The 26992-nt window shown below is 66.5% G+C and carries 25 protein-coding genes; 21 read left to right on the top strand and 4 right to left on the bottom strand.

From position 1 onward, the window contains the following. Positions 1-55: 55 nt before the first annotated feature. Positions 56-1306 carry a methionine adenosyltransferase gene (locus J7E87_RS14865; RefSeq protein ID WP_215093982.1) on the bottom strand — a complete coding sequence of 417 codons (1251 nt, stop codon included), beginning with the start codon at positions 1304-1306 and terminating at the stop codon, positions 56-58. Between the two features lie 331 nt (positions 1307-1637). Between J7E87_RS14865 and J7E87_RS14870 the strand changes: the two genes are divergently transcribed. Next, positions 1638-2912, top strand: coding sequence for a transcriptional regulator (locus J7E87_RS14870; RefSeq protein WP_215093984.1), 1275 nt, complete (start codon positions 1638-1640; stop codon positions 2910-2912). On the opposite strand, the gene J7E87_RS14875 is transcribed toward J7E87_RS14870, so the two are convergent. After that, entirely contained in the window at positions 2893-3552 is a 660-nt protein-coding gene (locus J7E87_RS14875; protein ID WP_215094241.1) for an HAD family hydrolase, read from the bottom strand. The genes J7E87_RS14870 and J7E87_RS14875 overlap by 20 nt on opposite strands. Positions 3553-3903: 351 nt before the next feature. On the opposite strand from J7E87_RS14875, the gene hsdR reads away from it, so the two are divergent. The 5 genes from hsdR (at position 3904) to J7E87_RS14900 (ending at position 10550) form a co-directional block, all read left to right on the top strand. Then, positions 3904-6330 (top strand): EcoAI/FtnUII family type I restriction enzme subunit R, encoded by a 2427-nt coding sequence (gene hsdR, locus J7E87_RS14880; protein WP_374195175.1) that lies wholly within the window; start codon positions 3904-3906, stop codon positions 6328-6330. Between the two features lie 83 nt (positions 6331-6413). Beyond that, positions 6414-7013, top strand: coding sequence for a hypothetical protein (locus tag J7E87_RS14885; RefSeq protein WP_308312941.1), 600 nt, complete (start codon positions 6414-6416; stop codon positions 7011-7013). Continuing rightward, positions 7010-7885, top strand: coding sequence for a nucleotidyl transferase AbiEii/AbiGii toxin family protein (locus J7E87_RS14890; protein WP_215093990.1), 876 nt, complete (start codon positions 7010-7012; stop codon positions 7883-7885). The genes J7E87_RS14885 and J7E87_RS14890 overlap by 4 nt, the downstream gene beginning before the upstream one ends. Continuing rightward, on the top strand, positions 7885-9405 hold the full coding sequence (locus J7E87_RS14895; protein WP_215093992.1) for a class I SAM-dependent DNA methyltransferase: 1521 nt from the start codon (positions 7885-7887) through the stop codon (positions 9403-9405). Before J7E87_RS14890 ends, J7E87_RS14895 begins: the two co-directional genes overlap by 1 nt. Beyond that, positions 9402-10550, top strand: a complete 1149-nt coding sequence (locus J7E87_RS14900) for a restriction endonuclease subunit S (RefSeq protein WP_215093994.1) — start codon at positions 9402-9404, stop codon at positions 10548-10550. The genes J7E87_RS14895 and J7E87_RS14900 overlap by 4 nt, the downstream gene beginning before the upstream one ends. 21 nt (positions 10551-10571) lie before the next feature. Here J7E87_RS14900 and J7E87_RS36445 read toward each other — a convergent pair whose 3' ends face one another. Both J7E87_RS36445 and J7E87_RS14910 read right to left on the bottom strand, forming a co-directional pair. Then, positions 10572-11072 (bottom strand): JAB domain-containing protein, encoded by a 501-nt coding sequence (locus J7E87_RS36445; RefSeq protein WP_215093996.1) that lies wholly within the window; start codon positions 11070-11072, stop codon positions 10572-10574. Positions 11073-11206: 134 nt separating this feature from the next. Then, a complete protein-coding gene (locus tag J7E87_RS14910) occupies positions 11207-12919 on the bottom strand; it encodes a DUF262 domain-containing protein (RefSeq protein WP_215093998.1) in 1713 nt (570 codons plus the stop codon). Between the two features lie 671 nt (positions 12920-13590). Here J7E87_RS14910 and J7E87_RS14915 point away from each other — a divergent pair. From J7E87_RS14915 to J7E87_RS14985, 15 genes are all read left to right on the top strand, one after another. Beyond that, entirely contained in the window at positions 13591-13962 is a 372-nt protein-coding gene (locus J7E87_RS14915; protein ID WP_215094000.1) for a hypothetical protein, read from the top strand. Continuing rightward, entirely contained in the window at positions 13952-14383 is a 432-nt protein-coding gene (locus tag J7E87_RS14920) for a DUF6093 family protein (protein WP_215094002.1), read from the top strand. The genes J7E87_RS14915 and J7E87_RS14920 overlap by 11 nt, the downstream gene beginning before the upstream one ends. Next, positions 14383-14811, top strand: coding sequence for an HK97 gp10 family phage protein (locus J7E87_RS14925; RefSeq protein ID WP_215094004.1), 429 nt, complete (start codon positions 14383-14385; stop codon positions 14809-14811). Before J7E87_RS14920 ends, J7E87_RS14925 begins: the two co-directional genes overlap by 1 nt. Before the next feature lie 17 nt (positions 14812-14828). After that, positions 14829-15263: a hypothetical protein gene (locus J7E87_RS14930; RefSeq protein ID WP_215094006.1), complete on the top strand. Its 435-nt coding sequence runs from the start codon at positions 14829-14831 to the stop codon at positions 15261-15263. 117 nt (positions 15264-15380) lie between these two features. Beyond that, complete coding sequence (locus J7E87_RS14935) at positions 15381-16007, top strand: hypothetical protein (RefSeq protein ID WP_215094008.1); 627 nt, start codon at positions 15381-15383, stop codon at positions 16005-16007. A 77-nt stretch (positions 16008-16084) separates the two neighbouring features. Next, positions 16085-16567 carry a hypothetical protein gene (locus J7E87_RS14940; RefSeq protein ID WP_215094010.1) on the top strand — a complete coding sequence of 161 codons (483 nt, stop codon included), beginning with the start codon at positions 16085-16087 and terminating at the stop codon, positions 16565-16567. Further along, positions 16510-16896, top strand: a complete 387-nt coding sequence (locus tag J7E87_RS14945) for a hypothetical protein (RefSeq protein ID WP_215094012.1) — start codon at positions 16510-16512, stop codon at positions 16894-16896. The genes J7E87_RS14940 and J7E87_RS14945 overlap by 58 nt, the downstream gene beginning before the upstream one ends. 34 nt (positions 16897-16930) lie before the next feature. Then, a complete protein-coding gene (locus tag J7E87_RS14950; RefSeq protein ID WP_215094014.1) occupies positions 16931-21199 on the top strand; it encodes a phage tail tape measure protein in 4269 nt (1422 codons plus the stop codon). Continuing rightward, positions 21199-22140 (top strand): phage tail family protein, encoded by a 942-nt coding sequence (locus tag J7E87_RS14955; RefSeq protein ID WP_215094017.1) that lies wholly within the window; start codon positions 21199-21201, stop codon positions 22138-22140. The genes J7E87_RS14950 and J7E87_RS14955 overlap by 1 nt, the downstream gene beginning before the upstream one ends. Positions 22141-22153: 13 nt before the next feature. Next, entirely contained in the window at positions 22154-23083 is a 930-nt protein-coding gene (locus tag J7E87_RS14960; RefSeq protein WP_215094019.1) for a hypothetical protein, read from the top strand. Then, positions 23080-24183 (top strand): hypothetical protein, encoded by a 1104-nt coding sequence (locus J7E87_RS14965; RefSeq protein WP_215094021.1) that lies wholly within the window; start codon positions 23080-23082, stop codon positions 24181-24183. Before J7E87_RS14960 ends, J7E87_RS14965 begins: the two co-directional genes overlap by 4 nt. Beyond that, the gene (locus J7E87_RS14970; RefSeq protein WP_215094023.1) at positions 24184-24624 is read left to right on the top strand and encodes a hypothetical protein; all 441 of its coding nucleotides are present in this window, start codon (positions 24184-24186) and stop codon (positions 24622-24624) included. Positions 24625-24770: 146 nt separating this feature from the next. Further along, entirely contained in the window at positions 24771-26012 is a 1242-nt protein-coding gene (locus tag J7E87_RS14975; RefSeq protein ID WP_215094025.1) for a peptidoglycan-binding protein, read from the top strand. Between the two features lie 26 nt (positions 26013-26038). Continuing rightward, entirely contained in the window at positions 26039-26284 is a 246-nt protein-coding gene (locus J7E87_RS14980) for a hypothetical protein (protein ID WP_215094027.1), read from the top strand. A gap of 111 nt (positions 26285-26395) precedes the next feature. After that, complete coding sequence (locus tag J7E87_RS14985) at positions 26396-26833, top strand: hypothetical protein (protein ID WP_215094029.1); 438 nt, start codon at positions 26396-26398, stop codon at positions 26831-26833. Positions 26834-26992: the final 159 nt, after the last annotated feature.

Below are 26992 nucleotides of genomic sequence, written 5' to 3' on the forward strand. Positions count from 1 at the left end.
GTGAGCAATCGCTGCTGACATGCCGAGGGAACCTCTCCGAGCGTCCGCTTTGCCATCAGCTCAGCACGATCCCGTCGGAGACGAGCTCGTCCGTCAGGGCTGGGAACTCGCCGAGGGTCTCCGTGATCAGCGCCTGTACCTTGTCGACCTCGGCGTCAGGAGCGGACAGGCGGACAAGGATGCGCCAGGGCTGGTCGAGCCGTTGCCCGGTGGTGCTGACCAGGTGGACCTCCGCGTACCCCTCGGTCGCCTCGTGGAGCCGGTTGGCGAGTCGCTGCGCGGCGATGTTGTAGAGCTTGCCGACGTGGTAAACCGGGTTCTTGCCGTTGGCCCCCTCCAGGTTCATCGGCCGTAAGGGGGTGATGAGCCCGTTGACACGGTTGCCCCGGCCCACGACACCCTCGTCGCCGGATTCGATCGAGCTGCCGGTGTAGGTCAGATACAGCTCGTCCTTCTCCGGGACATCACGCGCATTCAGCCGGAAGTGGGCCTGTGCACCAGGCAGCCGGAGGCTGGCGAGCCGGTGGCACTCGGCCAGGACGGACTCCGCGTTGCGGACGTACTCCGCTCGACTGCCGACGTGGCGTGATTTCTGGGGTACGCACAGCACGACGTCCGCCTGGTCTCCGTCCCAGTACCCCATGAGCTTGACGTCCGAGCCGCACCACGCGCGGGCGCGGGTGAAGTTGCTCTCTCCGGAGAAGTGGTTCACCAGCTCCCTCACAAAGGACTCGAAGGGGTTCTCCGGGGCCCAGCCGGTGCCGAGGGACGTGTCGTTCGAGAGCCGCACTCGCCGCTCCCGGAGGTCTTCTATGGAGCGCGGGTTGAACCAGCGCGTACGGTCCGGCACCCCGTCACCGGTGAGGACGGCGCCCGGGCTCGAATTACTCGTGATGTTGAAGGTGATGTCGAGGTGGTCCGAGACCTCGGCGAGCCGCTCGGTGAAGAACGCCCTGACCTCGGCTTCCACGATCTCCGCAACGGGGATGCGCTCACCACCGCACATGGGTGCCGCCCGGCCGTTGACCAGGACACGCACCGGGGACGTCATCTCGCCAGCTCCGTAGCGGACTTCGCTAGCTCCGCCGAGGAGGGCGAGCTTGTCGAAGTTGTGGTGCAGCACGGCGCCAAAGTGCTGAACGGTGTAGCGGCTGTAGGCGCGGGACAATCGCTCGGCGAGATGGTCGGCGAGTGTGTCCGGGTGGCCGAGGCCCTTGCGCTCGACGATCGTCGTCGCGTCCGGCGTGGCCGTGCCAGTCTCGATGACGAGGTGGCTGTTTCCGGAGGTCGTGCTCGTGCGAGGCATAGCGAACTCCCATCCCAGGGTTGGCAGAGCAGAGGCGTGCAGGCGTCAGCGGACGTGACAGATGAACGAAGCGATGCCTGAGGACTGACGCCAACAGCGCGGAGAGGCGAGACGGAACGATCCATTGACATGGCACACCGACTCCTCGCCGAGTAGTAAGGCTTGGATCTAGAGGTGCCATCGTCACGGATCAAGAGGACCCATTCAAGGACTCTGATAGGTCATCAAAAGGACGCTGAAAGGGCTTTGTTGACCTTGCGAGGGTGATATTGCGCCGCGATGGGGACTCCCCTGGCAGTCTCTGACGAGAGTTCGCCCCCGGAGGTGGTTCATGTCCCGTCCCGCAGGCAACACCCGACTCAAGGCCGCTCGCGTGGCTGCCGGATACAACTCCCAACAGGCCCTCGCTGATGCCATCACCACGGCCGCACCCAGGCTCGGCATTCGAGGACTCGCCGTCGGAGTCCGTCAGATCCGGCGTTGGGAGTCCGCCACGCCACCCTGGCCCCAGCCTGATGTCCACCGGGTTCTGACCCACCTGCTGGGCCAGAGCATGGAGGACCTGGGTTTCACCCCGCCCTGGGAGGCTGTGGGACGCCAGCCCGATACGACGGTCCGAAGCACCGCACGCACACTTCGGACAGGAACAAGGCTGGCTCCAGTGCCCGCTCAGTCCACCACCGCCAGGCAGCCAGCCACTGTCGGCAGGGACTTCGAGACCATTACGCGTTCCCATCGGCACCTGTACTGGTCCGTGGCCCCCGCCACCCTGCACCCAGCGGTCCTGGAGCACGCCCGGCTCGGCTGTGCGCTTCTGCCCGAGACGGCGAACCCCACCCGCCGAATTCTCGCAGCCGCCCTCTCCGAGTCCTACCTGCTCGTCGGCCGCGTCGAGTTCTTCGACCTGCGCCAGCCCGACCAGGCTTCGGAAACTCTCCTGCGGGCTCTTCAGGCCGCAGGCGAAGCAGACGACCCGCTCCTCGGGTCGGCCATCCTTGCCCACATGGCCTTCATACCTGGGTGGGCAGGAGACCGGGATGCTGCGGTCGAGCGCATGGTGGCCGCCCGCACCTACGCACGCCGAGGAGACGCCTCAGCGGAACTCTGGGCCTGGTTGGACGCAGTCGAGGCGGAATGCGAGACCCGCTGCGGCAATCCTCGCGACGCACTCCACCTGATCGGCCATGCCGAGGACACCCTCGCCGTGGGTTCCGAGTACCCCACACCAGCTTGGCTGGACTGGTTCAGCCCCGTCCGCCTCGCCGCCTTCAAAGGCAACACCCAGCTCACGGCCGGCCACCTGCCCCAAGCCCGCCAGACCCTCCACCAGGTCCTCGACGACCTGCCACCCGAGTCCGACAAGCAGCGCACCGTCGTCCTCGGCGACCTCGCCGCGGTCGAAGCCGCGGACAACCGCCCGGAGGAGGCATGCCGGTACGCCACCCAAGCTCTCGATCAGCTCTCCATCACCTGGTACGCCACAGGCATGGACCGCATCCGGGAGGTCCGGCGCACGCTCGCCCCCTGGCAGAACGAGCAATGCGTCCGCGACCTCGACGACCGTCTCTACGACTGGGGTACGACAGTCAGTGCTCTCCAGCGTTGAACTTGGCGATCCTCTCCGGCAGCTCCGCGAGCGAGTCGATCCGCATGGTCGTGATTGCTTCAGCGTCCGGATCGCGCTGCTGGATCGTGCCCCACGGCCCGCGCCGGATCAGCGCCGTCAGCAGCCCGGCCTGCACGGCTGGGCGGATGTCGTTGTCGAGTCGGTCACCGACATAGAGAATCTCGCTCGGTTCGGCAGGAGTCGCCTCGATGACGCGCTCGAAGAACGCCACATCAGGCTTCGAAGCCCCCCAGTCATCACTGGTGGCGATCAGATCGGACGGCAGATCCAGCCCGCGCAGCAGCCCGCCGGCCCGCACGGTCTGATTCCCCGCGATCCCCACCCACAGCCCGGCCTCCCGCAACGCCGCGAGCGTCGGCCGCACATCCGGGTACAGATCCTCCTCTCCGAACCACTCAGGCTGTCCGGCAGCCGCGCGCCTCTCCCGTTCCTCGGCCAGATCGAACCCGGGCTGGAACTCCTGGAACGTCTCGCGGTAGTCCCGGCCCTGCGCGATGACCGCTCCGAACATGGCCGCGAAGGTATGCCTCGGCACCCCCAGCCAGTCCGCCCAGGTACCGTATTCTCGGGTCTCGTTCACGAGGCACTCACCGACGTCGAACACCACTGCACGAATCATGTTTGGCAGGGTAGACGGTGCCGAGTCGGCAAGCACGAGCCCCTGGGACGCTTGCGAGTGACTGCCCGCGCGCCATCATCCTCAGCGGGATCCGTTGCCGTTCCTTGGAGATCTTCCCTGTGAGGCTCGTATCCGATGCTCTCGCTCGTGCATAGCCCGAGGCCGAGGCATCCTTCATGTGCTGCCGCCCAGCCCGTCAACGGTACCCGTGCACCCGTACAGGGTGCCGCGCCAGTTGGTCGGGGATGGGCGAAGTCAGGTATGGAGCAGGCGTAAGGTAGATGTCTGCCCCGCGGAGCCGAGTGACCGATTTCCAGGGCGCATGTCGGTCTCCTCGTGTACGAATCTCCTATGGGGAGCGCAGCGGGGATGAACGAGCAGGAGACATGCCGGACCTTCGTCGTACCGGCGTTGACATCTGCCGGCTGGAGCAAGGAACAGGTCCGGGAACAGTACGCGATCAATGACGGCAAGATGATCGCGTCGCCTCGTCGGCATCGCCGCGGGCCCGCACTGGTCGCGGACTACCTCCTGGAGTACCGCGACGATGTGCCCATCGCCGTAGTTGAGGCCAAGCGAACCAGCGTCGACGTGGCTGCAGGCATCGAGCAGGCCAAACGATACGCACGACGTCTCGGGCTTCCCGTCGCCTACGCGACCAACGGCCGGGAGATCTGGGAGATTGAGATCGGCGGCAACCGCCAGGAAATCTCCCGATTTCCGTCGCCGGAGGAGCTCTGGGCGCGGTACTGCCAGGACAAGGAGATTTCGTCCGCGCTGGAACGCGAGCTGGTGCTCGCCCCGTTCGACGCGAGACTACGCAACGCTGACCTCACACCGAAGCGACCGCGCTACTACCAACGCCGCGCTGTGAACGAAGCCTTGCTGGCAATTGCCCGGGGACAGCAGCGGATCCTACTGACCCTCGCCACGGGCACGGGGAAGACCATGGTGGCCTTCCAACTGGTCTCGAAGTTGCGGCAGAGCTCCTGGACGGGAGACGAGAAGCCTCGTGTCCTGTACCTCGCCGACCGCAACATTCTCGTCGACCAACCTAAGGACGACTATTTCGAGCCAGTATTCGGAGATGTCGTACACAAGATCGGTGGAGGCCACGCGCAGCGGGCTCGGCAGATCTTCTTCGCGCTATACCAGTCTCTGGATCGTGGGGACGAGCAGACGCTGTTCAGCAAGTACCCACCGGACTACTTCGACCTCATCATCGTCGACGAGTGCCACCGCGGCAGCTCCAGCAGCGACTCGCATTGGCGTGCGATCCTGGAGCATTTCGCGCCCGCTACGCAGCTTGGGATGACCGCGACCCCGATCCAGGAGAAGGAGCGCGACACCCTCAAGTACTTCGGTGAACCTGTCTATGAGTACTCGCTCAAAGACGGCATCGAGGACGGCTTCCTCGCCCCTTACCGTCTGCGCCGGGTACACCTGAACATCGACCTGACGGGTTTCATGCCCGAGCCCGGCCAACTCGATGTCGACGGAGACGAAATTCCGGACAAGGTGTACACACCGAGGCACTTCGAGAAGGCGCTCGCCATCCAGGAGCGTACCGACGAGGTCGCTCGCTACATTACCGATTACCTGCACCAGACCAATCGCCTGGGCAAGACGATCGTTTTCTGTGAGAACAATGACCACGCACACCGAGTGGCCGCCGCTCTGAACCAGGCGAACTTGGACATCGTGGCGCAGTTTCCCGACTACGTCTGCCGGATCACTGATGATGACGGCAGGCCAGGGCGGGAGCTTTTGGACAGGTTCCGGAAGGACGACACCGACGAGCCGGTGATCGCAGTCACGAGCCAGATGTTGACGACCGGTGTCGACATCCCCTCAGCGCGCAATATTGTGATCCTGCGGCGGATCAGGTCTATGCCTCAGTTCAAGCAAATCATCGGGCGAGGTACACGGCTTTGCTTGGACATTGAGAAGGGGTCGTTCGACATCATCGACTTCGTCGAGGCCACTGTCCTCTTCAAAGACCCGGAGTTCGACGGCCCGCCGCTGCGCATCATCGATGACAAAACGGATGACCAAGGCAAACTGATCGAGAGCACCGACGACACAACCGAGGTAGCCGAGCCTGAGGCCCCATTCGAGTCGCAGGAAGCTGGGACGCTGGCGAGGAACGGCGATGACCCAATCGTGACCGACGAAGGCCAGGCCGACGAGATCCAGAGCGGCAAGAAGCGCATCTATGTGACCGGTGTTGAGGTCTTCCTCTGGAACGATGTGCACTATCAACTTCAGTCTGATGGTGTCACGTTGAAGATGGTCCGGTACCGAGAGTTCGTGCACGATCGGGTTCTGGAACTCAACCTAACGCCCACCGATCTGCGCACACAGTGGGCAACTACCAAAAGTCGTGCGGTACTTCGTAAGCGGCTACATGAGGTCGGCGACATCACTGAGGACGACCTGCTGCGCAAGCTGGACCACCCAGAAGCAGACCCGATCGATCTACTCATCAACGCAGCTTGGGAACTGCCGCTCGTCAGCCGTTCCGAGCGGGCGCACCGCGTGCGGCGCGAGCACGAGGAGTTCCTCAAGGGGTTCGCCCCCGAGGCTAGGGCTGTGCTCGACGCGCTATTGGACAAGTTTACCGAGCATGGCGCCTCCGAGTTGTCGCCGAGCGCGCTCCGGGTACCACCGATCAGGCAGATGGGCACCGTCACGCAGCTGGCGCGGCACTTCGGCGAGGTACGAGACATGCACGATGCCATCGATGAGCTAGGCAAGCGCATCTTCGATGTCGCATAACTCCACCATAGTTTTAGTTTTGCGTAGGCGTGACGCGCAAACCTAAAGGAAAGTAGGAGGAGAATGACTGCTAGTCTAGGGTGGTGCTTAGCGACGATACGGTCCGTGACCGACTGTGGCGTATCGCCGGCCGCCAGCGCGGCTACTTCACAGCAGCCCAGGCCGTAACGACCGGCTACTCCTATCAGGCCCAGCATTTTCATGTCCGGCGGCGTAACTGGATCCGCGTCGACCGCGGCATCTATCGCTTCCGCGAGTACCAGGATCTGCCCAGCTCCGAAACGGATCACCTGGTTCGCTGGTATCTGTGGAGCCACAGCCGGGCTGTCGTCTCGCACACCACGGCCCTGGCGGTCCACGACTTGGGCACGGCAAACCCTTCCGAAGTCCACCTCACAGTGCCGCCAGGCTTCCGGCAGAAGGACCCCGCTGTTGTTCTGCATCCGGCGACTTTGGCCGACGCTGAGATCGAACAGCATGAAGGCTTCAGGGTCACCACTCCAGTGCGGGCCATCATCGAGTGCGCCGCAGTGGCAGTGGATCAGGACGTACTCGACTCCGCCGTAGCCGAGGCTCTGGAGCGTGGGGTCTCAACGCGCCGCTGCCTGCTCCATGCCGCGCAGGAGATCGGCCCCCGAGCTGAACTTGGCGTGGAACGCGCACTGAGAGCGGAGCTGTCATGAAGCCGTACCAGGATGCCGTCGCGCTCCGAGGTGCTCTCGAAGCGAGACTGAAGCGGCAGTCGGACTCCGACGGTACGGATTTGGGGAGAGTGCGTCGGCCGGTGGTCTTCGACCGGCTGGCAGCCCGGCTTTCGGCCGATGCGGACGGTGAGTGGATCCTGAAAGGTGGTGCCGCGCTCGAATTCCGGCTGCGCAACCCGGCGCGTGCAACCAAGGATCTCGATCTGGCCGTACTAGCGGTGGGCTTGAACGGCAGGGCTATACGGGAAGCTCTGCTCGACACCCTGACCGAGGATCCGGACGGAGACTGGTTCACCTTCCGTGTCGTTCCACCCGTCGCTTTGGCAGTGGACTCAGCTGAGCGTCCGGCGTGGCGGCTCTCTGTGGAAGCGGGACTGGCGGGCAAGCCGTTCGCTGGCGTCCGGCTGGACGTCGCTGCACGCGCCGAGGAAGTGACGGCCACTGAACAGCTCTCGCTGCTCGGCGTCCTGGACTTCGCAGGGACTCCGGCACGCATGATCGAGGCAGTGGACCGACGCCCGCACTTCGCCGAAGAGTTGCACGCCTTCACCCGAGACGACGGCGACCGACCCAACACTCGGGTCAAGGACCGCGCCGACTTGGTCTTGCTGATTGAGAACGGCCTGGCCCCTGACCGCGAGTTGGATGGTGTGGTGCAGCACGTCTTCACTATCCGAGCCACTCATCCCCTGCCCAGCAACCTTCCCGGCCCGCCGCCACTCTGGCACGAGACGTACCCTCCACTCGTCGACGGCCTGACAGAGACCACACCTACCCTCGGCTCCGCGCTCGATCTGGTGCGTGGTTTCTGGAACAAAGCCGTGGACGACACCACCAGAACGGATTTCTGATGCCCCTCAAGGACGCAGCCGGTCAACTGACCATTGATGTAACCGACCAGCCCAGGAAACGAACCCGCGCCGAACTTCAGTCGGCAATCAAGTCAGCCCGCGACATCATGCGCAAGGACGCGGGGCTCAACGGAGACCTCGACAGGCTGCCACAACTGTCCTGGATCTTGTTTCTCAGAGCATTCGACGTGTGTGTAGAAAAAGAGCGAGCTGCCGAGAACCTCGACTACGAACCGGCCATCGCCGAGCCGTACAACTGGGAGAGCTGGGGAGCTCGAACGGAGTTCACCGGCGATGACTTCCTGGAGTTTGTGAACACCAAGCTGCTTCCACACCTTCGTGAGCTGAACAGCGACGAGGAGGGCGACCCACGCAATGTAATCTCCACGATCTTCCAGGAGGTTAATAATCGGATGCTCTCCGGGACATTGCTGCGTGACCTGGTCAACGTCGTAAACGGCATCAGCTTCGAGTCCGCGGATGATATCCACACGATGGCGTTCGTCTATGAGTCGATCCTCAAGGAAATGCGCGATGCCGCTGGCGATTCCGGCGAATTTTACACGCCGCGCCCGGTTATCCGATTCATGGTCGAGCAGTCTTTCCTCAAACTGGGTCAGTCAATCCTGGACCCCGCCTGCGGAACCGGCGGATTCCTCGTCGAGGCGTATGACGAACTTCGAGGGCTACCCCGCTCTCAGACACAAGTAGCCCAGCTGCAGCACAACATCCGTGGCATCGAGAAGAAGCCTCTGCCCTACCTGCTTGTCATGATGAACCTTCTGCTACACGGCATCGATGTCCCTAATGTGCTGCGAGATAACTCGCTTTTGCGGATGCGTAACGAAAGCAGCCCCAGACACCGGGTAGACGTCGTCCTGACCAATCCTCCATTCGGCGGGGAGGAAGAGAAGTCAGTAGCTGCACGATTCGATTCTGCCGGCGTAGCCACGCGGGAGACAGCCTGGCTCTTCTTGTACTCCGTGATCGAGCGGCTTAAACCCGGAGGGTGCTGTGCGATCGTCCTGCCGAATGGCTCTCTTTTCGGCGGCGGCGTCGGAACGAAAGTCAAGGAAAAGCTCATGAAGGAGTGTAACCTGCACTCCGTCGTCCGGCTTCCGCAAGGCGTCTTCGCGCCCTATACCCAAATCCCGGCGAACCTGCTCTTCTTCGAAAAGACCGGCCCGACGAGGGACATCTGGTTTTACGAGATCCCTCTGCCGGAGGGACGGCGAGGCTACAGCAAGACCAAGCCCATGCGATACGAGGAGTTCGGGGATTGCGCGCAATGGTGGGGTGGCGAGGCAAGGGAAGGGCGCGAGGAGAATAAGCTCGCCTGGAAGGTATCGGCCAAGGACGTTAAAGCAGGCGGCTATAACCTCGATCTCGCCAACCCAAACGTAGGAGACGACCTCGCACATCGATCTCCAACGGATCTCGTGGACGAACTAATCAAGACGGAGCGGGAAATTTTGGGACTACTGGGCGAGCTCAAGGCAGAGTTGGGGGATCGGCGGTGAAGGCAACGACCTATGACGTAGAGGACGTCATGTCCCTGGTACGCCGACCAGTAGTCGTAAACCCTGACGAAACCTATCGGGAAATCGGACTTCGATCATTTGGCCGCGGCGTCTTTCACAAAGACCCCGCTCCCGGTTCAGCGATCGAAAATAAGAAGGTCTTTTACATCAAACCCAACGACCTTCTATTTAGTAGTGTGTTCGCATGGGAGGGGGCCGTGGCACTTGCCACAGAGGCCGAGGATGGCCTAATTGGCTCACACAGATTCATGACCTTCCGCGTCAACGAATCCGTTGCCGACATGCGATACCTTTTGCGCTACTTTTACGGCGGTCCGGGACTCGAAGTAATTCGCGCTGCATCACCGGGTTCAGCGGGGCGTAACCGGACATTGGGTATCAAAGCGTTCGCAGCGCAGTCAGTGACCCTTCCACCTGTCGACGAGCAGCGCCGCATCGCCGACAGGTTGGACGCCGCCCTCGGACGGGCTGACGCCGTGTTCTCGCGACGCAAGAACATGGCCACCCTGCGGGAGAACCTCGCCGCGTCGCTCATTGCATCTGCCGTAGAAACTGCGACCGAGTTGGTTCACATGGGTGACGTGGTCGTGTTCGACCGCACCGTCATTGAAATCGACCCCTACGCCGAGTACCGCACTATCGGAATTCGGTCCTTCGGCAGGGGATTCATCCGTCATCCGAGCACCCTCGGAGAAAACCTCAGCAAGCTCGGCTACTTCACCTTTCCGGAGAACGCCCTCGCACTGAGTAACCTTATGGCGTGGGAAGGAGGAATTTCCGTCACGCGGGCCGAAGGTGCTGAATACATTGCTTCCAACCGGTTCTTCTTCTATCTTCCAACCGATGAACGCGTAAACACGAGCTATCTCAGGCACTTCCTGCTGGCCAAACAGGGCCAGGCTCTTATTGCCTCCGCCTGCTCCGCAGGAGCAGAGCGCAACCGCACACTCGGCCGTAAGCGATTTGAGGCCCTGACGTTTCCTCTCCCCCCGCGGCCCACCCAGGACCGGGTCGCGCGAGTGCTCGATGCCCTCAACGCTCGGCTGAGCTCTGTCTACACCGAGCCCACCCTTGACGCACTCCGCCCGTCAATCCTCAATGCCGCGTTCACCGGCCAGCTGTAGCCCGCCGCCACGCCTCGTCCGTCACGAATACGTGATCGAGAAAGCGTAGTCCGACGGCTGGTGCGGCCTCCAAGAGTCGCGCAGTCCCCTTCGGTCGCCAAGGCTTAGGGTTGGGTCGCTGTGTGGGTGGTTGTGCGCAACTTCGAAGGATGAGCCGCCGGAGGCGAGGACGAGAGTCAGAATGTCGCGGACTGGTATCAGACTGCGGTCGTTCGCACCGTCGGTGAGGCGGGCCGTGCGAAGAAAGGTGCCGGCCGTATCGCAGACCACGACGATTACCCGCTCATGTCGCAGGTCGCGCAGCAACGGGGCTGCGACGGCGGCCACATCGGCCGTCGTGACGACACGGCACCGATCGGTCGCTCCCGGGTAGGCCAGGCGTTTCGCGAGGCGAACACCGCCGCAAACCCGTGCTGCCTTGGCCTGCCCCGTCCCCGGCAGGCCGACCAACGCCTGCGGATCCGCCCAAGCCAATCCTCGTAGCCGGCAATGCTCGGCGATCAATTCACTGGCTAGTTCCACCGCGTCGCGCCCTGGTCCCAGGGAGCAGAGCAAGCGGCTCTCGGTCAGCGAGCGCCTCGGAGCCGAACTTCCACAGCCGTTCGAGCGGCCGATCGCTGACCGGCATTTCTGCGACTCGCATTTGTGGCCGCCTGTCAGTCCACAGAGTCCCGGTCGACCGGCTCGTCCACTGCGCTGACGTCGCTCTCGGCTTCCTCGAGCACTGACACGTACTCTCCCACCCCGTCCGCAGACGTGCCAATGAGTTGCATCAGTCGCTTATGCAGCGTCTCAGAGCGAGCCTGCAGAAAGCCCTCGTAGTCGTCTCGCAGGGCGGATTCAAAGGCTGCGTCGTCCACGAGGCATGTTGCAAGTCGCGCGCGGATCGTCTCCGTTCCCTGAGTCTCGCAGAGATCCTTGAGGTAGACCGACGGCGGCTGGTCGCTGATGTAGATGTTGGTCACCGAGCTGAGCATGATCAGGTTGGCGCAGACGTTGGCTCGGTTGAATCCCTGTCCCTGCTTCTTGAGGAACGATTTGGGGAAGAAATGGTGGAACTCCTTGTCGTTCTGCCACGACAGCGCCTTATCCGTGTCGATGCGTCGGCCATGGCGGAGGTCCACTGGATGGGCTTCCGCGAGCAGCAAACCCAGTAGCTTCGACGGCGCGTTGGTCGTACGGAACTGACTGCGCCGCCACAGCACGTTCCGTGGCAGGCCCGCCCCAACCTCAATGTCAGCACTCTCACCCTGAGCGAATGCGCGCACCGCCTCACGGTCGTCGGCCATCTGTCGCGAGTTCCACCCCTTGAAGTACTCACCGCTTGCCGTCAGCCAGAACCATCTCTCGATGGCATCGAACTGGGCCGCAGTTGGCTTGGGAGCCTGTCGGAAGATCTCAACCAGGACTGCGAACTGGTTGTAGTAAGGCAAGGCGGTCGCCCGAGGCGTACGAATCTGTGTAGTCAGGAAATCCACGGCGAGCTTCGACGCCTCTCCCGCTGCCTTGACCGCGTCTTCCAGCTCTGCGTGATCCAGGTTGCGCATCAGGTTCATATCATCGCGGGAGAACCCGAAGCCCGCCGCCGCGGAGATGGTGCGAAGCACGGTCTTGGTGTCGACGCGCCCGTACCTCTTCCTATCAAGCACGCCCAGAAGCGTGTCGATCTCATCCTTAAGGTCGAACTCAGGACTCCACGTGGCCGCACGCATCAGGTCAACTACCGTGAGTGGTGTCGCCGTGCTGTTGATCCGTTCGAAGACCTTGGCGACTTCAGTCGAGGGCATTCCCCGCAAAGTGATGACCGCGATTTGGTAGTTCGAAAAGCGGTTATAGAGGGCCTTCGCTCGTTCCTGAAGTTCGGCGGATCCTGCCTTCGACGCACGATCTGCGAACTCGAAACCGTCAGACAGCAGACGAACCGGAACCACGTGGGGCGACGGCTCGGCGAGCGTGGTGGCGTGCCTGAACTCTTGGAGCTCCAAGTCGTAGACGATGTTCCAGGCGCTGTCTGGGTCATTACTCGGCTCCCAGTGCAAGGCACCGCAGATCGTAGCCAGGCGCTGCTGACCATCCAGGATGTAGTTCACGGGGTAGCCGTGCCGCTGTTCCCCCACAGAAAGGCCGGCGACCGTGCGCTCGCTGGCCAGCTGCTCGGTGCTCTGCCAGAGCAGCACGCTGCCGATCGGGTAGTTACGTGATACGGAATCAAGGAGGTCGAGGATCTGCTGCCGCGTCCAGACGAAGTTCCGCTGGAACTTGGGGAGGACGACATCCCCTTCAAGCACCCGGTCCACGACCGTCACCAGCCGGGGCACATTCGAGTCCGGGTCCTGAGCCTTGCGTTGCTGAACCGGAATGATCGCCATACGAGTCCCCCAATGCCGACGGTTCCAGCAAGTCTAGGAGCCCCCTCTGACATCAGCTCGCTTGCCGGGTGCCAGCGAGGTGACGAGGAGAGCGTTCCCTTCTCTCCCCAGGCCCACCAGTGTGTGCCGAGCATCGCAACTTCGCAGCCACAGAACGCGGAAACGGTGACCAGCAGGGCAAGGAGCGTGAGCGGACGGGAGATCAAGGGACGCGCGGAGCAGGATAGGGCAGCGTGGTGCGGGCTCATCAGGCGGAACAGCACCACGGGACACGACCAGGCACCCCCATCAGGGATTCGATCCCACAGGAACGCGCGCATGGTCGAGGCTGGCAGGCCGGTTGCGACTGCGGCGCGACACCAGTGACAACTGTGGCTTATCGTGCTCGGAAACTGCCTCCTGACCAAGCGGATGAACGCGGACCTTGCGGCCGGCGTTGATGCCGACTGGCCTCGGCCGCGGGTCGATCCCTAAGCCGCTGCACGCCTACCAGGTGGCAGCGGCCGAGATCGTTGAGACCGTCCGCACGGTCCCTCTGAATGCGCTGTCACCGCTGCGATCGGCGTGGGTTCCGCAGCGGCACAGCACGAAAGTTGCATGGCAGTTGGACGAGATGACAGTGCCGCTGCCGGGATGCGGAGTTGTCCGACAACGGTTCTAACGTCGTCTGAATGGATCACAGCGACTCTTCCCGGCACCATGTGCGGATCACCGCCAACGGAGCCACGGCCACCGTGGAAATTGGGGGCCAGGTTGTTGACCCGCGCGCCGTCAGTGCCTACAGCGTCAGCCAACTCCCCGGCGAGCCCGCGCACGTCGTGCTGCACCTTGCGGACCGCGCGGATACCCGTTTCTCCGGGATGGCGCGGGTTTCGGTCGCCGATGCTCCCGATCCGGGCCCGGCCGCAGGCGCGTTCCTGGCCGCGATCGACGCCGAGGAGCTGGAGCGCGAGGCGCTGGCCCGCCCCGACCTGGGGACCGGCCCGCACTCGCTGACGCTGGCCATGCTCACCCAGCTTGGGGAGTGGGCTCGTGGCGTTTGACGTGGACGGAGCGCGGCGCGTGGTCGGCCGCATCCTGGACGACAAATTGGAGGCGTGGCGTGACAGCGGCGGCCGTGCGGATGACTACCTGGACGAGACGACGGGGAAGCTGGTGCCGCCGGCGCCCGACGAGGACTTGATCTGGGACGGGCTTGGCGCGGTGATGCCCCTGGGGCGTCCGGCGATCACGAAGCCGATCGGTAGCGCGGTCGCGGCAGAGCCGCCGACCACCGACTACCAGGCGGTGTTGCCCGTACAGGCCCCGGAACTGCGGCCCGACGACGTGATTCGCGTCGCCGGGTCCGTACGACCTGGCGGCCCCCGTGATCCGCAGCTCGTCGGCCGCCGCTTCCGGGTGTCGGACAAGAACGTCGGCACCTTCAGCGTGGTGCGCATCGTGCGGGTGCAGGTGATCGACTGATGGCTGTCGCGAACCCGCATCCGAACGCCCACCCTGACGCCACGGCGTTCCGCGACCCGATCGCGCTCGCCGCTGCGCTGGCCCGTATGGGTCCGGCCGCCCGGGCCCGTACGCGTACGATCACCCGGCATCACGCGATGCTGCTGCGCGTCCGTATCCAGCGTCACGCCTCCGGCAGGCCGGGGCCGCGGGTGATCACCGGTCAGTACCGGGCCTCTTGGGATGTGCGGATGAGTACCGGCGGTGGGCAGGTGACGGCGGAGGTGTTCTCCGACGCTCCGCAGGCGAGGCGGCTGGAGTACGGCTTCGTTGGCGTCGACTCGCTGGGCCGTCACTACCGGCAGCCGCCGTTCCCGCACGTCGAGCCCGCCTTTCGGCAGACGCGGCCTGGCTTCGTCCAGGCCCTGGCGGACGGAGTCCTGCCCTGACCGCCGAACGCCTGCCCGTGACCCGGGCGCTCGCCGCTTTCATCGCGAAGGCGACCGGCCGGCCGTGCGGCATCGGTGAACTGCCCTGCGTCCGGGGGCGGTCCGGGGAGTGGGAGCCAGCATCCGCGCCGTACACGATCCTGGACTCGCTGCCGGGAGAGTTCAGCGGTCCGCCGCTGTGGGACTGGCACGCGGACGCCGCCTGGGCGTACCAGGTGACTTCGGTCGGCGAGCGCGACGACCAGGTGCAGTGGCTCGCCGACCGCGTACGCCATGGCGTCGTCGGACGGAGTGATGACGAATGGGCCCATGACCTGCATGTTCCCCAAGCTCGTGTGATCGACCGGGAGTTGGATCACGACGCTGGAGGCGAGCCGTCCGTGTCGGCGGCAGGCGCTATCGTGTCCTACGTACAGCGGTTCACGATCACCGTGACACCGGCTGCTGCATAGACGTTTCCTCACCGCGGAGGCCCGCGCGGACGCTAGGCCCAGGCCAGGCGAACCCCTTTGAAACTCAAGGGGCAGGGCCTCGGCACGGGACGCTGCCCCAGAAGTGGGAGCGGACCTGTGTCCCTGAAGAAGCCTGCCACCCAGACCCGATTCCTGCGGCGCGGCATCTCCAAGATCTACTGGCTCACGTCGATCACCGATCCGAAGTGGCCGTCCCGCAAGGAAATCAGCGAGCCCAACCGGTTCGACCTGACCAACGCCGTCTCGGACATCGAGGGCTGGGCGCTGGAGAACGACCCGATCGAAACCCCGGACATGGGCTCGACGTTCAACTCCTCGATCCCGGGCAACGACAAGGCCGAGAACAGCTCGCTCACCTTCTACGAGGACCGGCACTCCGACGAGATCGAGCAGCGTCTGCCCAAGGGGGCGAAGGGCTACGTCGTCCTGCTGCGTAAGGGCGACGTCCCCGGCTCCCGCTCGGTGGACGTCTTCCCCGTGCAGGTCGCCACCCGCGCCGCGACGTACTCGACGGGTAACGAGGCGGCCAAGTTCAAGGTCGACTTCACCATCGTTGACGAGCCGTCGCTGGACTCCGTGGTGCCCGAGGCTTTCCACACCCTTCCGGTGCCGCCCGAGGACTGCGACGACGACCACGGCCACGGCGACCAGGACGGTGACCACGTTGACGTCACCGTCGTGAGCGCGACCAAGACCACGGTCCGTGAGCACGGTGAGGACTGAGCGTGTCGCGCCCCGCACCGGCCAAGCGCCCGTCCCCTCCCCGCGATACGCCGGCGGAGGGGGCGTGGGCGTCCAAGATGGACCGCCTGCGCCGCCGCGCCCGGCCGCAGAACAAGCTCCGCGTCTGCGATGACGACCAGCTCAGAGAGCAGGTCGCGGACGCCGAACGCGACGCCCAGCGCGCCCGGTTCATCGCCGAGGCCACGCCGGACGACGAGCTGGCGGCCCAGCGCGCCGCAGATGCGCAAGCGGCCTTCGAGACCGCGAGCGCCGCCCTGGACGACGCCTCGGACTTCCTCACGTTCCTGGCGCTGCCGCGCCCGGTCCTGGAAGAGCTGATCGCCGCGCACCCGCCGACCGAAAAACAGGAGGAAGAGGGGGCGGTGTTCAATCCGGACACCTTCCCGGCCGCGCTGATCTCGGCGGCGTCCTTCGACGGGATGAGCCAGGACGAGGCTACTGAGCTGCTGGCCACCTGGTCGGCGCCGGACGCCAACCTCCTGTGGGAGGCGGCCTGGCAGGTGCAGCAGGAAAGCCGGGTCGACCTGGGAAAAGGCTGAGCCGCGACCCGCACCTGCGGGCGGAGCTGGAGCTGTGCGAGAGGTACCGCATCCCGCACTCCCAGTTCCTCGGCGGCGACGGCCGGTGGACGGAGCTGGACCGGGCCAAGGCCCTGGCCTGGGCGGAGTGGCAGCGCGCGGTGTGCCCCGAGTGCCACACCCGGCTGGAGGAGTGGGACCGCGACCGGCACGCCTACGTCACCGACACCCTGCGCTGCCCCGGCTGCGAGCTGATCGAGCAGGAGCGCGACCACGTCCCCCAAGACCGCTCCGGCTACGGCGTGAAGATCCAGCTCCTGCCGCGCCACCAGCACCGCGACCACACCTGATCCAACCCGCACGACGTACGTAAGGAGCACAGCGGTGGCCGGGTTCACCCTGACCGTGGCGATGCGCGCCGAGGTCCGCGACCTGATCGCGGGAACTCGCGCTGCCTCCGGTCAGATGCGGACGCTTGCCGATCGCACGGATGCCGCCAATCGCTCGCTGGCCCGCCTCGATGCGAACGGGGCGAGACTCGCCCGCCAGTTCGCGGCGCTCAACCGCTCCACCCGCTCCGCTGTCGGCGAGCTGAACCGGATCGCCGCACGTGCCGGAGCCGCCCGCGCCAGCCTGCGCGCGGCCGGTGACGACGGAGCTCGCTCCATGTCCCGGCTGCAACGGACCATGGCCGGCGCGGGCAGGGGCGGTGTATCCGCCACCAATATGCTCGCGGGCGGCAGTCTGCTCCTGGGCGCGGGCGAGATGGTCCAGGAGGGCAACCGCTACCAGAAGCAGATGAACCTGTTCCGGGCGGTCACCTCGGCCACCGCCGGACAGATGAAACGCGCCTCGGCCGTCGCGCAGGAACTCGGCAATGACCTGAGCCTTCCGGGCTCGACCGCGGCCGACGCGGCCGAGGGCATGGTCGAGCTGAGCAAGGCGGGATTCCGCGCGGACCAGTCCATCGACGCCGTACGCGCCTCGCTCCAGCTCTCCGCAGCCGCCGATGTCAACGCCGCAACGTCCGCGAAGTACTTGGGCGACATCATGGACCAATTCGGTCTCGGTGCTGATCAGGCTTCGCGGGCCTCGGACACGCTGGCCGCCACCGCGAACAACGCCTCCGGCTCGATCACCGACATCTACTACTCGATGCGGTACGCCGGACCGGTCGCGAACGCGCTCGGCGTCTCGCTGCAGGACACCGCGGCAGCGGTCGGCATGCTCGGCAAGAGCGGCATCCTCGGGCAGACGGCGGGCACATCGCTCAGGGGCATTTTCGCGAACCTGGCCGCGCCGACGCCGCAGATGCGGGGCGCGCTGAAGGACCTGGGGATCGACGCCTGGACCGCCCAGGGGCAGTTCCGGGGCCTTCGCCTGGTGATCGACGGCCTCTCGAAGGCCGAACACCGGATGTCCCAGAAGGACTTCGCCGCAGGAGTCACCCGAGCGTTCGGCAAGCCTGCGCTGTCCGGGGCGGCGGCGTTGGCGCATCAGGGGACCGAGTCGTTCGACGCCCTGTCGGTAGCGGTGCGCCAGACCGGGGCCGCCGCGTCCATCACCGCCTCGCGCGGTCAGGGCCTGACCGGTGCGATGACTCAGCTGCGTACCCAGGCCAAGCAGACCGGGTTGGCGCTGTACGAGGGCATGGCCCCCGGTCTGGAATACGTGACCCGGCTGCTGACGCGCGGACTGGCGGGGGCGACGCCGTACCTGACCACCGCGCTGGAGTACGGCCGCAACCTGGCGATCCTGTACGGGCCGGAGCTGAAGGCGAAGGCGGGCTCCGGCCTCGGCGGCTTGATAGATGAGGCCCGGGGGCTGCTGGGGCCGCTCAGGGAGCTGGGCGAGCACACCCTTGCCACGGGCCTGAACCTGCTGATCAATGCCGCTCGCACGCTGGGCGACGTCCTGCGCAACGCGGCCGACGGTGCCGAGCCCATCGTGTCCGCGCTCTCGGGTCTGGGGAAGGACGGGGGTGCTGCTGCCGGCACGCTCGACATCATCGCCACGGTCGCGAACGTGGCCATGGACGCGGTGTCGGGCCTGTCCGCCGTCCTGGTGCCGGTCGGGCACGTGGTGGGCGGGCTGGTCAGCGCCTTCGGTGCGCTGCCCGCGCCCATCCAGTCGGCGGCCCTGGCGATGTTGCTGTTCCGCAGGGCGCAGCCCGGCCTGACCAGCCTCGCCAACACGGTTACCGGCCCTGTCCGGTCAGGTTTCCAGTCCTTTGCCCAGCAGATGCGGCTCCAGCAGACCCTCGCCGCCGCAACCGGTGGATCGCTGACCCGGTACGGGGCAGCGTGGGCCACGGTGCAGGCCAGGGTCGGGTTTCTCGGCAGCATGACGGCCGCGTTCCGCAGCGCGAACGGCGCGGGCGTGACGTTCATGGGGACGATGAACGGCGTTACGCGCGCGGCTGGTTCGGGCCTGCGCTCGGCCATGTCCGGCATCTCCGGCGCGCTGGGCGGGCCTTTCGGTATCGCCATGGCCGGTGTCTCCGTTGGCCTGGGGCTGCTCGCCGCGCGACAGCAGAAGGCCGCGCAAGCCGCCGCCGAGCACCAGCAGCGCGTCTCCACGCTGACCTCTGCGCTGCGGGAGTCGGGCGGGCAGATCGACAGCAACGTCCGCAACCAGGCCGCCCAGGCGCTGCTGGACACGAAGACGGAGCAGGGGCAGCTCACCAAGGTCATGGAAGAGGCCGGCGTGCCGCTCGCGTCCCTCACGGACGCCTATCTCGGCCAGGGCACGTCCCTGGACGCGCTGCAGAAGAAGCTCCAGGCCACGGCTGACAGGCAAAAGGTGTGGAAGGACGTCGCCGGAGGCAAGGCGACCATCCTGGACTACTCGCCTCTCGGGCAGCAGTACAAGGACGCGGCCGACGCGCTCGGGTCCGTGAAGGGCGAGATGGCCGGGGCGATGAAGAACGCGAAGGAGCTGGCCAAGGCCACGAAGGGCGCCGGGGACGGCACTTCCGCCTACGACCGGCTCAAGACCGCCGTCGGCGGCCTGGCCGACGAGACGGCTGACGCCGACACCCGCACCCGTTCGCTCAAGAGCGCGCTAGACCTGCTCTCGGGCGGCCAGATCTCCCTCCAGGCCGCGAAGGCGAAGGTCAACAGCGCCGTCCTGGACCTGAAGGAGGGCGGCGAGAACGTCAACCAGAAGGAGGGCTACGGCGGCAAGCAGCTCGTCAACGACGACAAGACCCTCAACACCACCACGCGCAACGGGCAGCAGCTCTACACCCAGCTCACCGCCCTGTCCGACGCGGCGGCCGACGCCTCGGTGGCGACCTACGACCTGGCGCAGCGCAACGGCGAGGCGCTGCCGGACGCACTGGCGAAGGCCCGTGGGGAGATGAGCCGGGCGCGCGCTGAGGCGATCCGGGCAGCGCGCAGCTACGGGCTGACCAAGGCTCAGGCCGAGGGCGTAGCCGACAGCCTCGGTCTGCTGCCCTCCAAGGTGTCGCTGCTGCTCCAGACCAAGGGCATGGACAGCACGCTGGCGAACCTGATCGCCGTGCAGGCCGAGTTCCACCGGCTGCCGAAGCAGCGGACCATCAAGGTCGACTCGCTGAGCGACGGCGCGCAGAAGAAGCTCCGCTCCCTCGGCTTCACGGTGAAGACGGTGCCGGGCACCCGGCAGATCAAGATCACCGCGCCGACCGCCGGGGCGAAGAAGAACTTGGACGGGCTGATCGACAAGCTCGGCCGGACGCCGAACTCGAAGAACGTGCGGGTGTCTGCGCCGACCGGGGCCGCGATCAAGAGCCTGGAGGCGGTGCAGGCGAAGATCCGGGCGACGCCGGGTGCGAAGTCCGTCACGGTCCGCGCCCCAACCGGGCAGGCCCGTAAGGAGCTGGAGGCGCTCGGCTTCCGGATCGAGAAGGTGCCCGGCTCCAAGAACGTCAAGGTCACCGTCCCGACCGGCGGCGCGCGCAAGGCGGCCGATGACATTCAGGCCCGCATCAATGCGCTGCGTGGCAGGACGATCCCGATCTTCACCTCGCTGATCCGAAAGCCCTCGTCGCATGACAAGGACGCCAACGGCATCCCCGACATGATCCAGAACCCCAACTACAAGGGGTTCAACCAGGCCAACGGTGGGGTGGTCGAGTACTACGCCGACGGCGGTGTCCGGGAAGGAGCGGCCGGTCCGCGCCGCCGCGAGCAGCACGTTGCGCAGATCGCTCCGGCCGGATCGTGGCGCATATGGGGTGAGCCAGAGACTTTGGGCGAGGCATATGTACCGCTTTCGCCTGCAAAGCGGGAACGCAGTAAAGCAGTTGTCGAGGACGTGGTCGGCCGCTTCGGCGGCCAGGTGGAGTGGTTCGTCAACGGAGGCGTCACCAAGCGCGCCAGCCGCGACTACAGCCCTGTGATGGCCAGCTCGTTCAAGCGGACCAAGAACGCGGAGGTCATGGCCGGCGTCGTCCGCGCCTTCGACATCCGCACCGGGGCCGACCGCGCCCGTAGCCGCGTGGTCGATGCCCGCGCGGGCGGACGCGTCCAGGTCGTGGTCGTACGCGAGCAGCAGCCGCTGATCGGCACCATGCCGGTCACCGTCACCGACAGCTCCGCGACCCCCGAGCAGATCGGCACAGAAATGATGCGCAACCTGCGCAACGCCCAGCGTGGCGGGAGGGTTTGATGAGCACACCAACCAAGACGGCCCCACCTCTCGAAATCGAGCTGGCCCCCTGGCAGTTCGAGATCGGCGGCGTCGTCCTCGGTACGGGAACGCCCGTCCCGGTCGGGAACGTCGAAGGGCTCGGGTCGCCCGCCACTCGTCCCCAGGATGTGGACAACCCGGCCGGCGACGGCACCTACCCGGGCCGGGACTTCTACGGGCCCCGCACCATCCGCATGGAAGCCGGCATCAAGACGCCCGGCGACCCAACCGCGGCGGCCGACCTCCTCGCCTGCCTGGAGCTGGCCCTTGACGACCCGGCCGCCCGCACCCGTCCCGAAGGGCGCGCCGTGCTGCGGGGCCGCTGGCCCGGACACCGCACACGCCGCCTGTACGGGCGGCTGCGCCGCATGGAGGCCACCAACACGACCAACGCGATCAACGGATGGATACCCCTCGACATCGAGTTCGCCGCCCTCGACCCGCGCTGGCACGACGACGAGCTGTCACAGCTCACGCTCCGGCTGGACCAGGCCGCCACGCACGAGCCCGACAGCCGGAGCATCAGCGCCCCGCTGTGCGCGCCCACAGACTGCGACCGCGCCGACCCGGACGACCGGCCAGGCTGGATCACCAACCGGGGCAACGTCTCGGCCTGGCCCAGCCTCCGCGTCCACGGCCCCGTCTCCCATCCGCGGATCTGGAACACCGTCACCCGCCGGGTTCTCGAACTCGGTCTGTCGCTGCGCGCCGGGGAGTGGGTGGAGATGGAGACCCGGCCAGGAACCCGCTGGGCCCTGCGCAACGGCACCGTCAACGTCGCAGGCGACCTGACGCCGGAATCCCGGCTCGACCACTTCACCATCCCCAAGGGCCGCTCGGAGATCGGGTGGAGCGCCGACGACCCGACCGGCACCGGCCGCCTCGAAGTGTCGTGGCGCTCGGCTTACACCGCCCTGTGAACGGAGACCAGCAGTGACCCTTGTCCAGCCCCCGATGATGGTGAACGGCGGAAAGCACCCCGCCCGCGCGATGCGCCTGATGATCCGCGACCTGGCGCGCGGCCGGCAGGGCATAGCCGAAGCCGAAGACCTGAAGGTCCGGCCCCTGGAAGCGCCCGGCCCCGGTGTCCGTGTCGGCGACGGCTCCGCCCTCATCCACGGTGCACGCCCCTGGCAGGGCGCCTACACCCAAAGCAACATCGGCGACGCCGTGGTCGACGTCCCGCCCACCGGGCCGTTCGCCCGCACCGACCTGCTCGTCCTGCGAGTCGAGGACCCGGAGTTCGAGGGTGAGCGCGACCCGCGCCGTGAGGACATCGGCTACTTCCACCTCATCCAGGGCATCGAAAGCCGCGACACGGCCACGGTGCGGGAGATGACCGCGATACCCCTGGCGCGCATCACTATCCCCCGCAGCACCGCAGCGATCACCGCCGAGATGATCAGCGACCTGCGGCGCCTGGCCAACCCGCGCACCGAGCGGACCCTGCGCACCGTGCACCCCGACAGCACCGAGAAGGTTCCCGCCCAGCACGGCCACTGGGCGGCCTGGCCCAAGGAAGCCTCCTGGGACGTGGACATTCCGGCCTGGGCGACCAAGGCCACCCTCGTGGTCACCCTCTCGGGCCTGCGTGCCGAGGCCGGCCCCATCTACGCCGAGCTGCGCACCCGCCTGGGCGAGCACAACGCCAAGCCCACCGTCGTCGACGACGACGGCACCACCACACGCCGCACCACCGTCGTCCTCGCCGACACCTTCCCCGTCCCGCCCGCCTACCGCGGCACCCGCCAGCACCTGGCCGTGCAGATCAACCAGATCGACAAGTACGGCGACGGCGACCTGACGGTAACCCGCGGGACGACGGTGACCGCCGACATCGACTTCACGGAAAGCCCGGTGTGACGATGCCCGACTACCGCTACATCGTCGCCCGCGCCGCGACCGGCGAGGTGCTGCACTGGAACCTGCCGCTGACCGAAGTGGAGTTCGGCCCGGAGATATCCGGGCCGGGATCGCTCAGCGCGGCCCTGTCCCCGACCTTCGCCCACTCACTCAGCGAGATGCTGGATGCCGGGGACGCGGTGATCCTCGTTGAGCGGAACGCCAAGCTCGCCTGGGGCGGGGTGATCTGGCGGGCCGAGCCGGAAGGAGCCAAGCTCCCCATCGAGGCGAGCGGGTTCACCAGCTATCTGCATCGGCGGTTCGACCTGCACGGAAATCTCGACGGGCGCGGCCCGTACGTGGAGGCGGACCCATGCCAGGTGATCCGTGACGTATGGGAGTACGCGCAAGCGCAGCCGGACGGTGCACTCGAGGTCGTCGTGGACGACACGAAGTCGAAGGCGAAGACCGGCACGGCCAAGGACCCGTACACCACGCCCAAGTGGGAGGCCCGCAACCTCGGCGAGGTCGTGGACGAGCTGGCCGAGATCGATGACGGCTTGGAGTGGTCCGAGACCGTCGCCTGGCGCGGGCGCCGCGCCGAGCGGCGCATCATCCTCGGCGCCCCCAAGCTCGGCCGGCGCCGCGAGGACCTGACGTTCACCACCGGCGCCAACGTCGTCGGCGAACCGCACGTGATCAAGGACGCCGACGAGTACGCCCAGTGGGTCGTCGGGCTGGGCGCGGGCGAGGGCAAGAAGCGCAAGATCGTCCTCGACGGGGTACGCAACGGGCGGCTGCGCCTGGAGCACAGGCTGGAGACCAGCGAGAAGGACGAGACCAAGCTCAAGCAGCGCGTCCGGCGCGAGCGCCTGGCTCGGCAGATCCTGCCTACTCTCACCGAGCTGGAGATCACCGACCACCCCGCGGCGCCGATCGAGTCGCTGCGCATCGGTGACGACGTGTGTATCCGGCTGCATGAGCCGCACACCACCTACGACGGCTGGAACCGCATCGTCGGCTGGACCGTACGGCCCGGCGACGGCGAGACCCCCGAGCGCGTGACCTTGAAGCTGGAGCGCACCGTGAAGCCCGCCGACAGCGCGGATGAGGAGCAGTAGATGCCGGACACGATCGCCACGCTCGCGCGCCGCCTGGCCCGCCTGGAGCGGCGGGTGACCGTCTTGGAGCGGGCACGGCGCGCCCCGTACCCGCCGTGGCGCGACCTCCCGCTGACCGGCGACACCGCCGTGCCCGATCCTGCACAGCCACCCCAGATGCGCGCCAACCTGTGGGACACGCTGGAGTTCAGCGGCCGGATCGGCCTGCCGGGCGGCCGAGCGGCGGACGGGGCAGCCATCGCCCTGTTGCCGGAGGGCTACTGGCCCTCCGTGCCCCGCACGATTCCGGTGGCCTCCGACGCGAACCGCCGTGAGCTCCATCTCGACCTCGATCCCAAGGGCGCGGTGACGCTGCGGGTGCAGGACGGCGGCAGTGTGAAAGCCACCTGGCTCAGCCTCGACAGCGCCTCATGCCGCATCGATGGCGACGCCGAGGAGTAGGCGCCCGCCCGCGTACGCACCGCTGGGTACCATGACGGCTGGGTGACCCTCCACCCGACGCTTCGCAGCCAACTCCCGAGGGACCGGCCCGCACCGACGGGCCTGGTCGAATGCCAGACGGCGCAGGGGAGAAATGCGAAGCGAGCGTGGCAACTCCGTTGAGCGCGGACAAGTTCTTGTCCGTGCTGAAGCACGCGGGCCTTGGCGTCGTTGAGCACGGCAAGTGGCGTACGCACAACCGCAACACCCATGGCAACTGGGGCCCCGTGAACGGGGTCATGATCCATCACACCGGGCCCTATTCGTCCGAATCGGACATGGCCGAACTGTGCCGTGTCGGCTACCAGGACCTTCCGGGGCCGTTGTGCCATGGGGTGATCGACCGGTCCGGGACGGTGCACCTGGTCGGCTACGGGCGGGCCAATCACGCCGGCATGGGCGACACCGATGTCCTGCTCGCCGTCATTGCGGAGAAGGAGAAGCTCCCGCGTGACAACGAGGAGGACACGGACGGCAACCGGCACTTCTACGGCTTCGAGTGCATCAACACCGGCAGCCAGCCGTGGCCCTCCGCGCAACTGGACGCGATGGCGCGTACCGCCGCTGCGATCTGCCGCGCGCACGGCTGGAACGAGCACAGCGTCATCGGCCACAAAGAGTGGAAGCCCTCCAAGCCCGACCCCGGCGGCATCGACATGGACGACTTCCGCGCCCGTGTCGCCCGGCACATCAAGAACGACGGCAAGGCTCCCGACGAGCCGAAGCCTGACCTGAAGCCGAAGCCGAAGCCGAAGCCCGATCCCAAGCCGGAGCCGGGCCCGAAGCCCGACCCGAAGCCCGTGCCGAAGTACGCCGCCTATCCCGGCAAGGACTTCTTCCGCGCTGGGCGCTCCTCGCCGGTGATCACGGCGATGGCGAAGCGGCTGATCGCTGAGGGCTGCGACAGTTACGACGCCCCGCCCGGTCCGGTGTGGAACGAGGGGCACCGCCGCTCCTACGCCGCCTACCAGATCAAGGCAGGCCACCACGGCGCCGCCGCCGACGGCATCCCGGGCCAAGAGACCTGGGCCAAGCTGCGTGTCCTCCACCAGGCCAGCGCAGCCGAACCGACCCCGAACAAGCCCGACCAGGAGAACGACCCCATGCCCCAGGCTCTCGCCGATGTCGCCGAACGGACCATCGCCACCTACTTCCAGTCGGTGCTGGGGCTGATGGCAGCCTCCAGCACGACCGACATGGTGTCGCTGTCCGCGTGGCAGGCCGCGGCCGTCTCGGCGATACCCGCGGCGCTGTCGGCGCTGAAGTCCACCCTCGGCACCGTACTCGGGCGGCCCGGCACCGCTTCCTGGCTTCCGCTCAAGCGCGACCCGGCCACGCCCAAGCACTGACCTCAACCGGAGGGAAGGAGAGTCCCGTGCCGGAGGGAGAGGTCGCACTGGCCCTGGCCGAGCTGCGCAGCGCCCTGGAAGTGGGGCTCGCCCGCATCGACGGGCAGCTCGCGCTACTGGTGCAGCGCAGCGACCAGACCGACAAGGCGGTAGACGACCTGGAGGAGCGGGTCGCCTCGCTGGAGAGGTCGCGGTGGCCGCTGCCGACCATCGCTGTACTCGCGAGCATCACCGCGGTGGCGCTGACCGTGTTCGGTGTGATGCGCGGCTGAGACGAAGTACCCCTGGCCGATCCGGTGTTGTCCGACTCTGCGGATAGCGTGAGGGCACCATTTGTGTCTTCCTGCGGCCTGGGGGTCTTCGTGAACACAGAGCATCTGATCGTGACCGACTTGGAGGTGGACACCGCGCTCGCGGACCTGTCGGTCCCGCTCGCCGTCCGCGCCGTCTGGCAGCTCCTGTCGGAGTCCGACGTACGACTGGACGAAGCGATCGCCCTGGACGTGCCGGATGTGGAACTCGCTGATCGCCTCATCGTCTTCCACGACACCAAGGAGGGCGGCACCTACGAGGCGGGGATCACCTCCGCTACCGCCCATCAGCTGGCCGAGCTGATCGGCTCGCGGCCGAGCGGACCGGTGTTCACCATGGGGACGCGACGGCTACGGAAAGAAGAGGCCGCGGCGCGCTTTAGGGAAATCACCGGCAAGAGCGTGCACGCGCTGCGCTTCACCAGGCAGGCCCGGCGCCACCGGGGCAACGCCCGCCCCCAGCTCGTCGAACGTGCCGCGCCCGTTAAGGAGGCAGCGGAGCCCGCGTAGCCGGGCAGTACCGCGAGAAAGTAGACGGCCCCCGCCGGAGCGGGGGCCATCGGGGCCTCTTGGAGAAAGACCGTCGCCCACAATAGCAGCGTCCGCCCGAAGGCCGGCGGCACGGTGCGGTTACTCTTCCGTCGGCACGCGCGAGGCGAGAGAGCGAAG

The sequence above is a fragment of the Streptomyces sp. ISL-1 genome (genome assembly GCF_018614585.1).
Classification (GTDB): Bacteria; Actinomycetota; Actinomycetes; order Streptomycetales; family Streptomycetaceae; genus Streptomyces; species Streptomyces maoxianensis.

Bases quoted from the DNA above. Each gene is read 5' to 3' on its own strand.
- J7E87_RS14865 (WP_215093982.1), bottom strand. From the start codon at position 1,306: ATGCCTCGCACGAGCACGACCTCCGGAAACAGCCACCTCGTCATCGAG.
- J7E87_RS14870 (WP_215093984.1), top strand. From the start codon at position 1,638: ATGTCCCGTCCCGCAGGCAACACCCGACTCAAGGCCGCTCGCGTGGCT.
- J7E87_RS14875 (WP_215094241.1), bottom strand. From the start codon at position 3,552: ATGATTCGTGCAGTGGTGTTCGACGTCGGTGAGTGCCTCGTGAACGAG.
- hsdR (WP_374195175.1), top strand. From the start codon at position 3,904: ATGGGGAGCGCAGCGGGGATGAACGAGCAGGAGACATGCCGGACCTTC.
- J7E87_RS14890 (WP_215093990.1), top strand. From the start codon at position 7,010: ATGAAGCCGTACCAGGATGCCGTCGCGCTCCGAGGTGCTCTCGAAGCG.
- J7E87_RS14895 (WP_215093992.1), top strand. From the start codon at position 7,885: ATGCCCCTCAAGGACGCAGCCGGTCAACTGACCATTGATGTAACCGAC.
- J7E87_RS14910 (WP_215093998.1), bottom strand. From the start codon at position 12,919: ATGGCGATCATTCCGGTTCAGCAACGCAAGGCTCAGGACCCGGACTCG.
- J7E87_RS14915 (WP_215094000.1), top strand. From the start codon at position 13,591: ATGGATCACAGCGACTCTTCCCGGCACCATGTGCGGATCACCGCCAAC.
- J7E87_RS14925 (WP_215094004.1), top strand. From the start codon at position 14,383: ATGGCTGTCGCGAACCCGCATCCGAACGCCCACCCTGACGCCACGGCG.
- J7E87_RS14940 (WP_215094010.1), top strand. From the start codon at position 16,085: ATGGACCGCCTGCGCCGCCGCGCCCGGCCGCAGAACAAGCTCCGCGTC.
- J7E87_RS14955 (WP_215094017.1), top strand. From the start codon at position 21,199: ATGAGCACACCAACCAAGACGGCCCCACCTCTCGAAATCGAGCTGGCC.
- J7E87_RS14970 (WP_215094023.1), top strand. From the start codon at position 24,184: ATGCCGGACACGATCGCCACGCTCGCGCGCCGCCTGGCCCGCCTGGAG.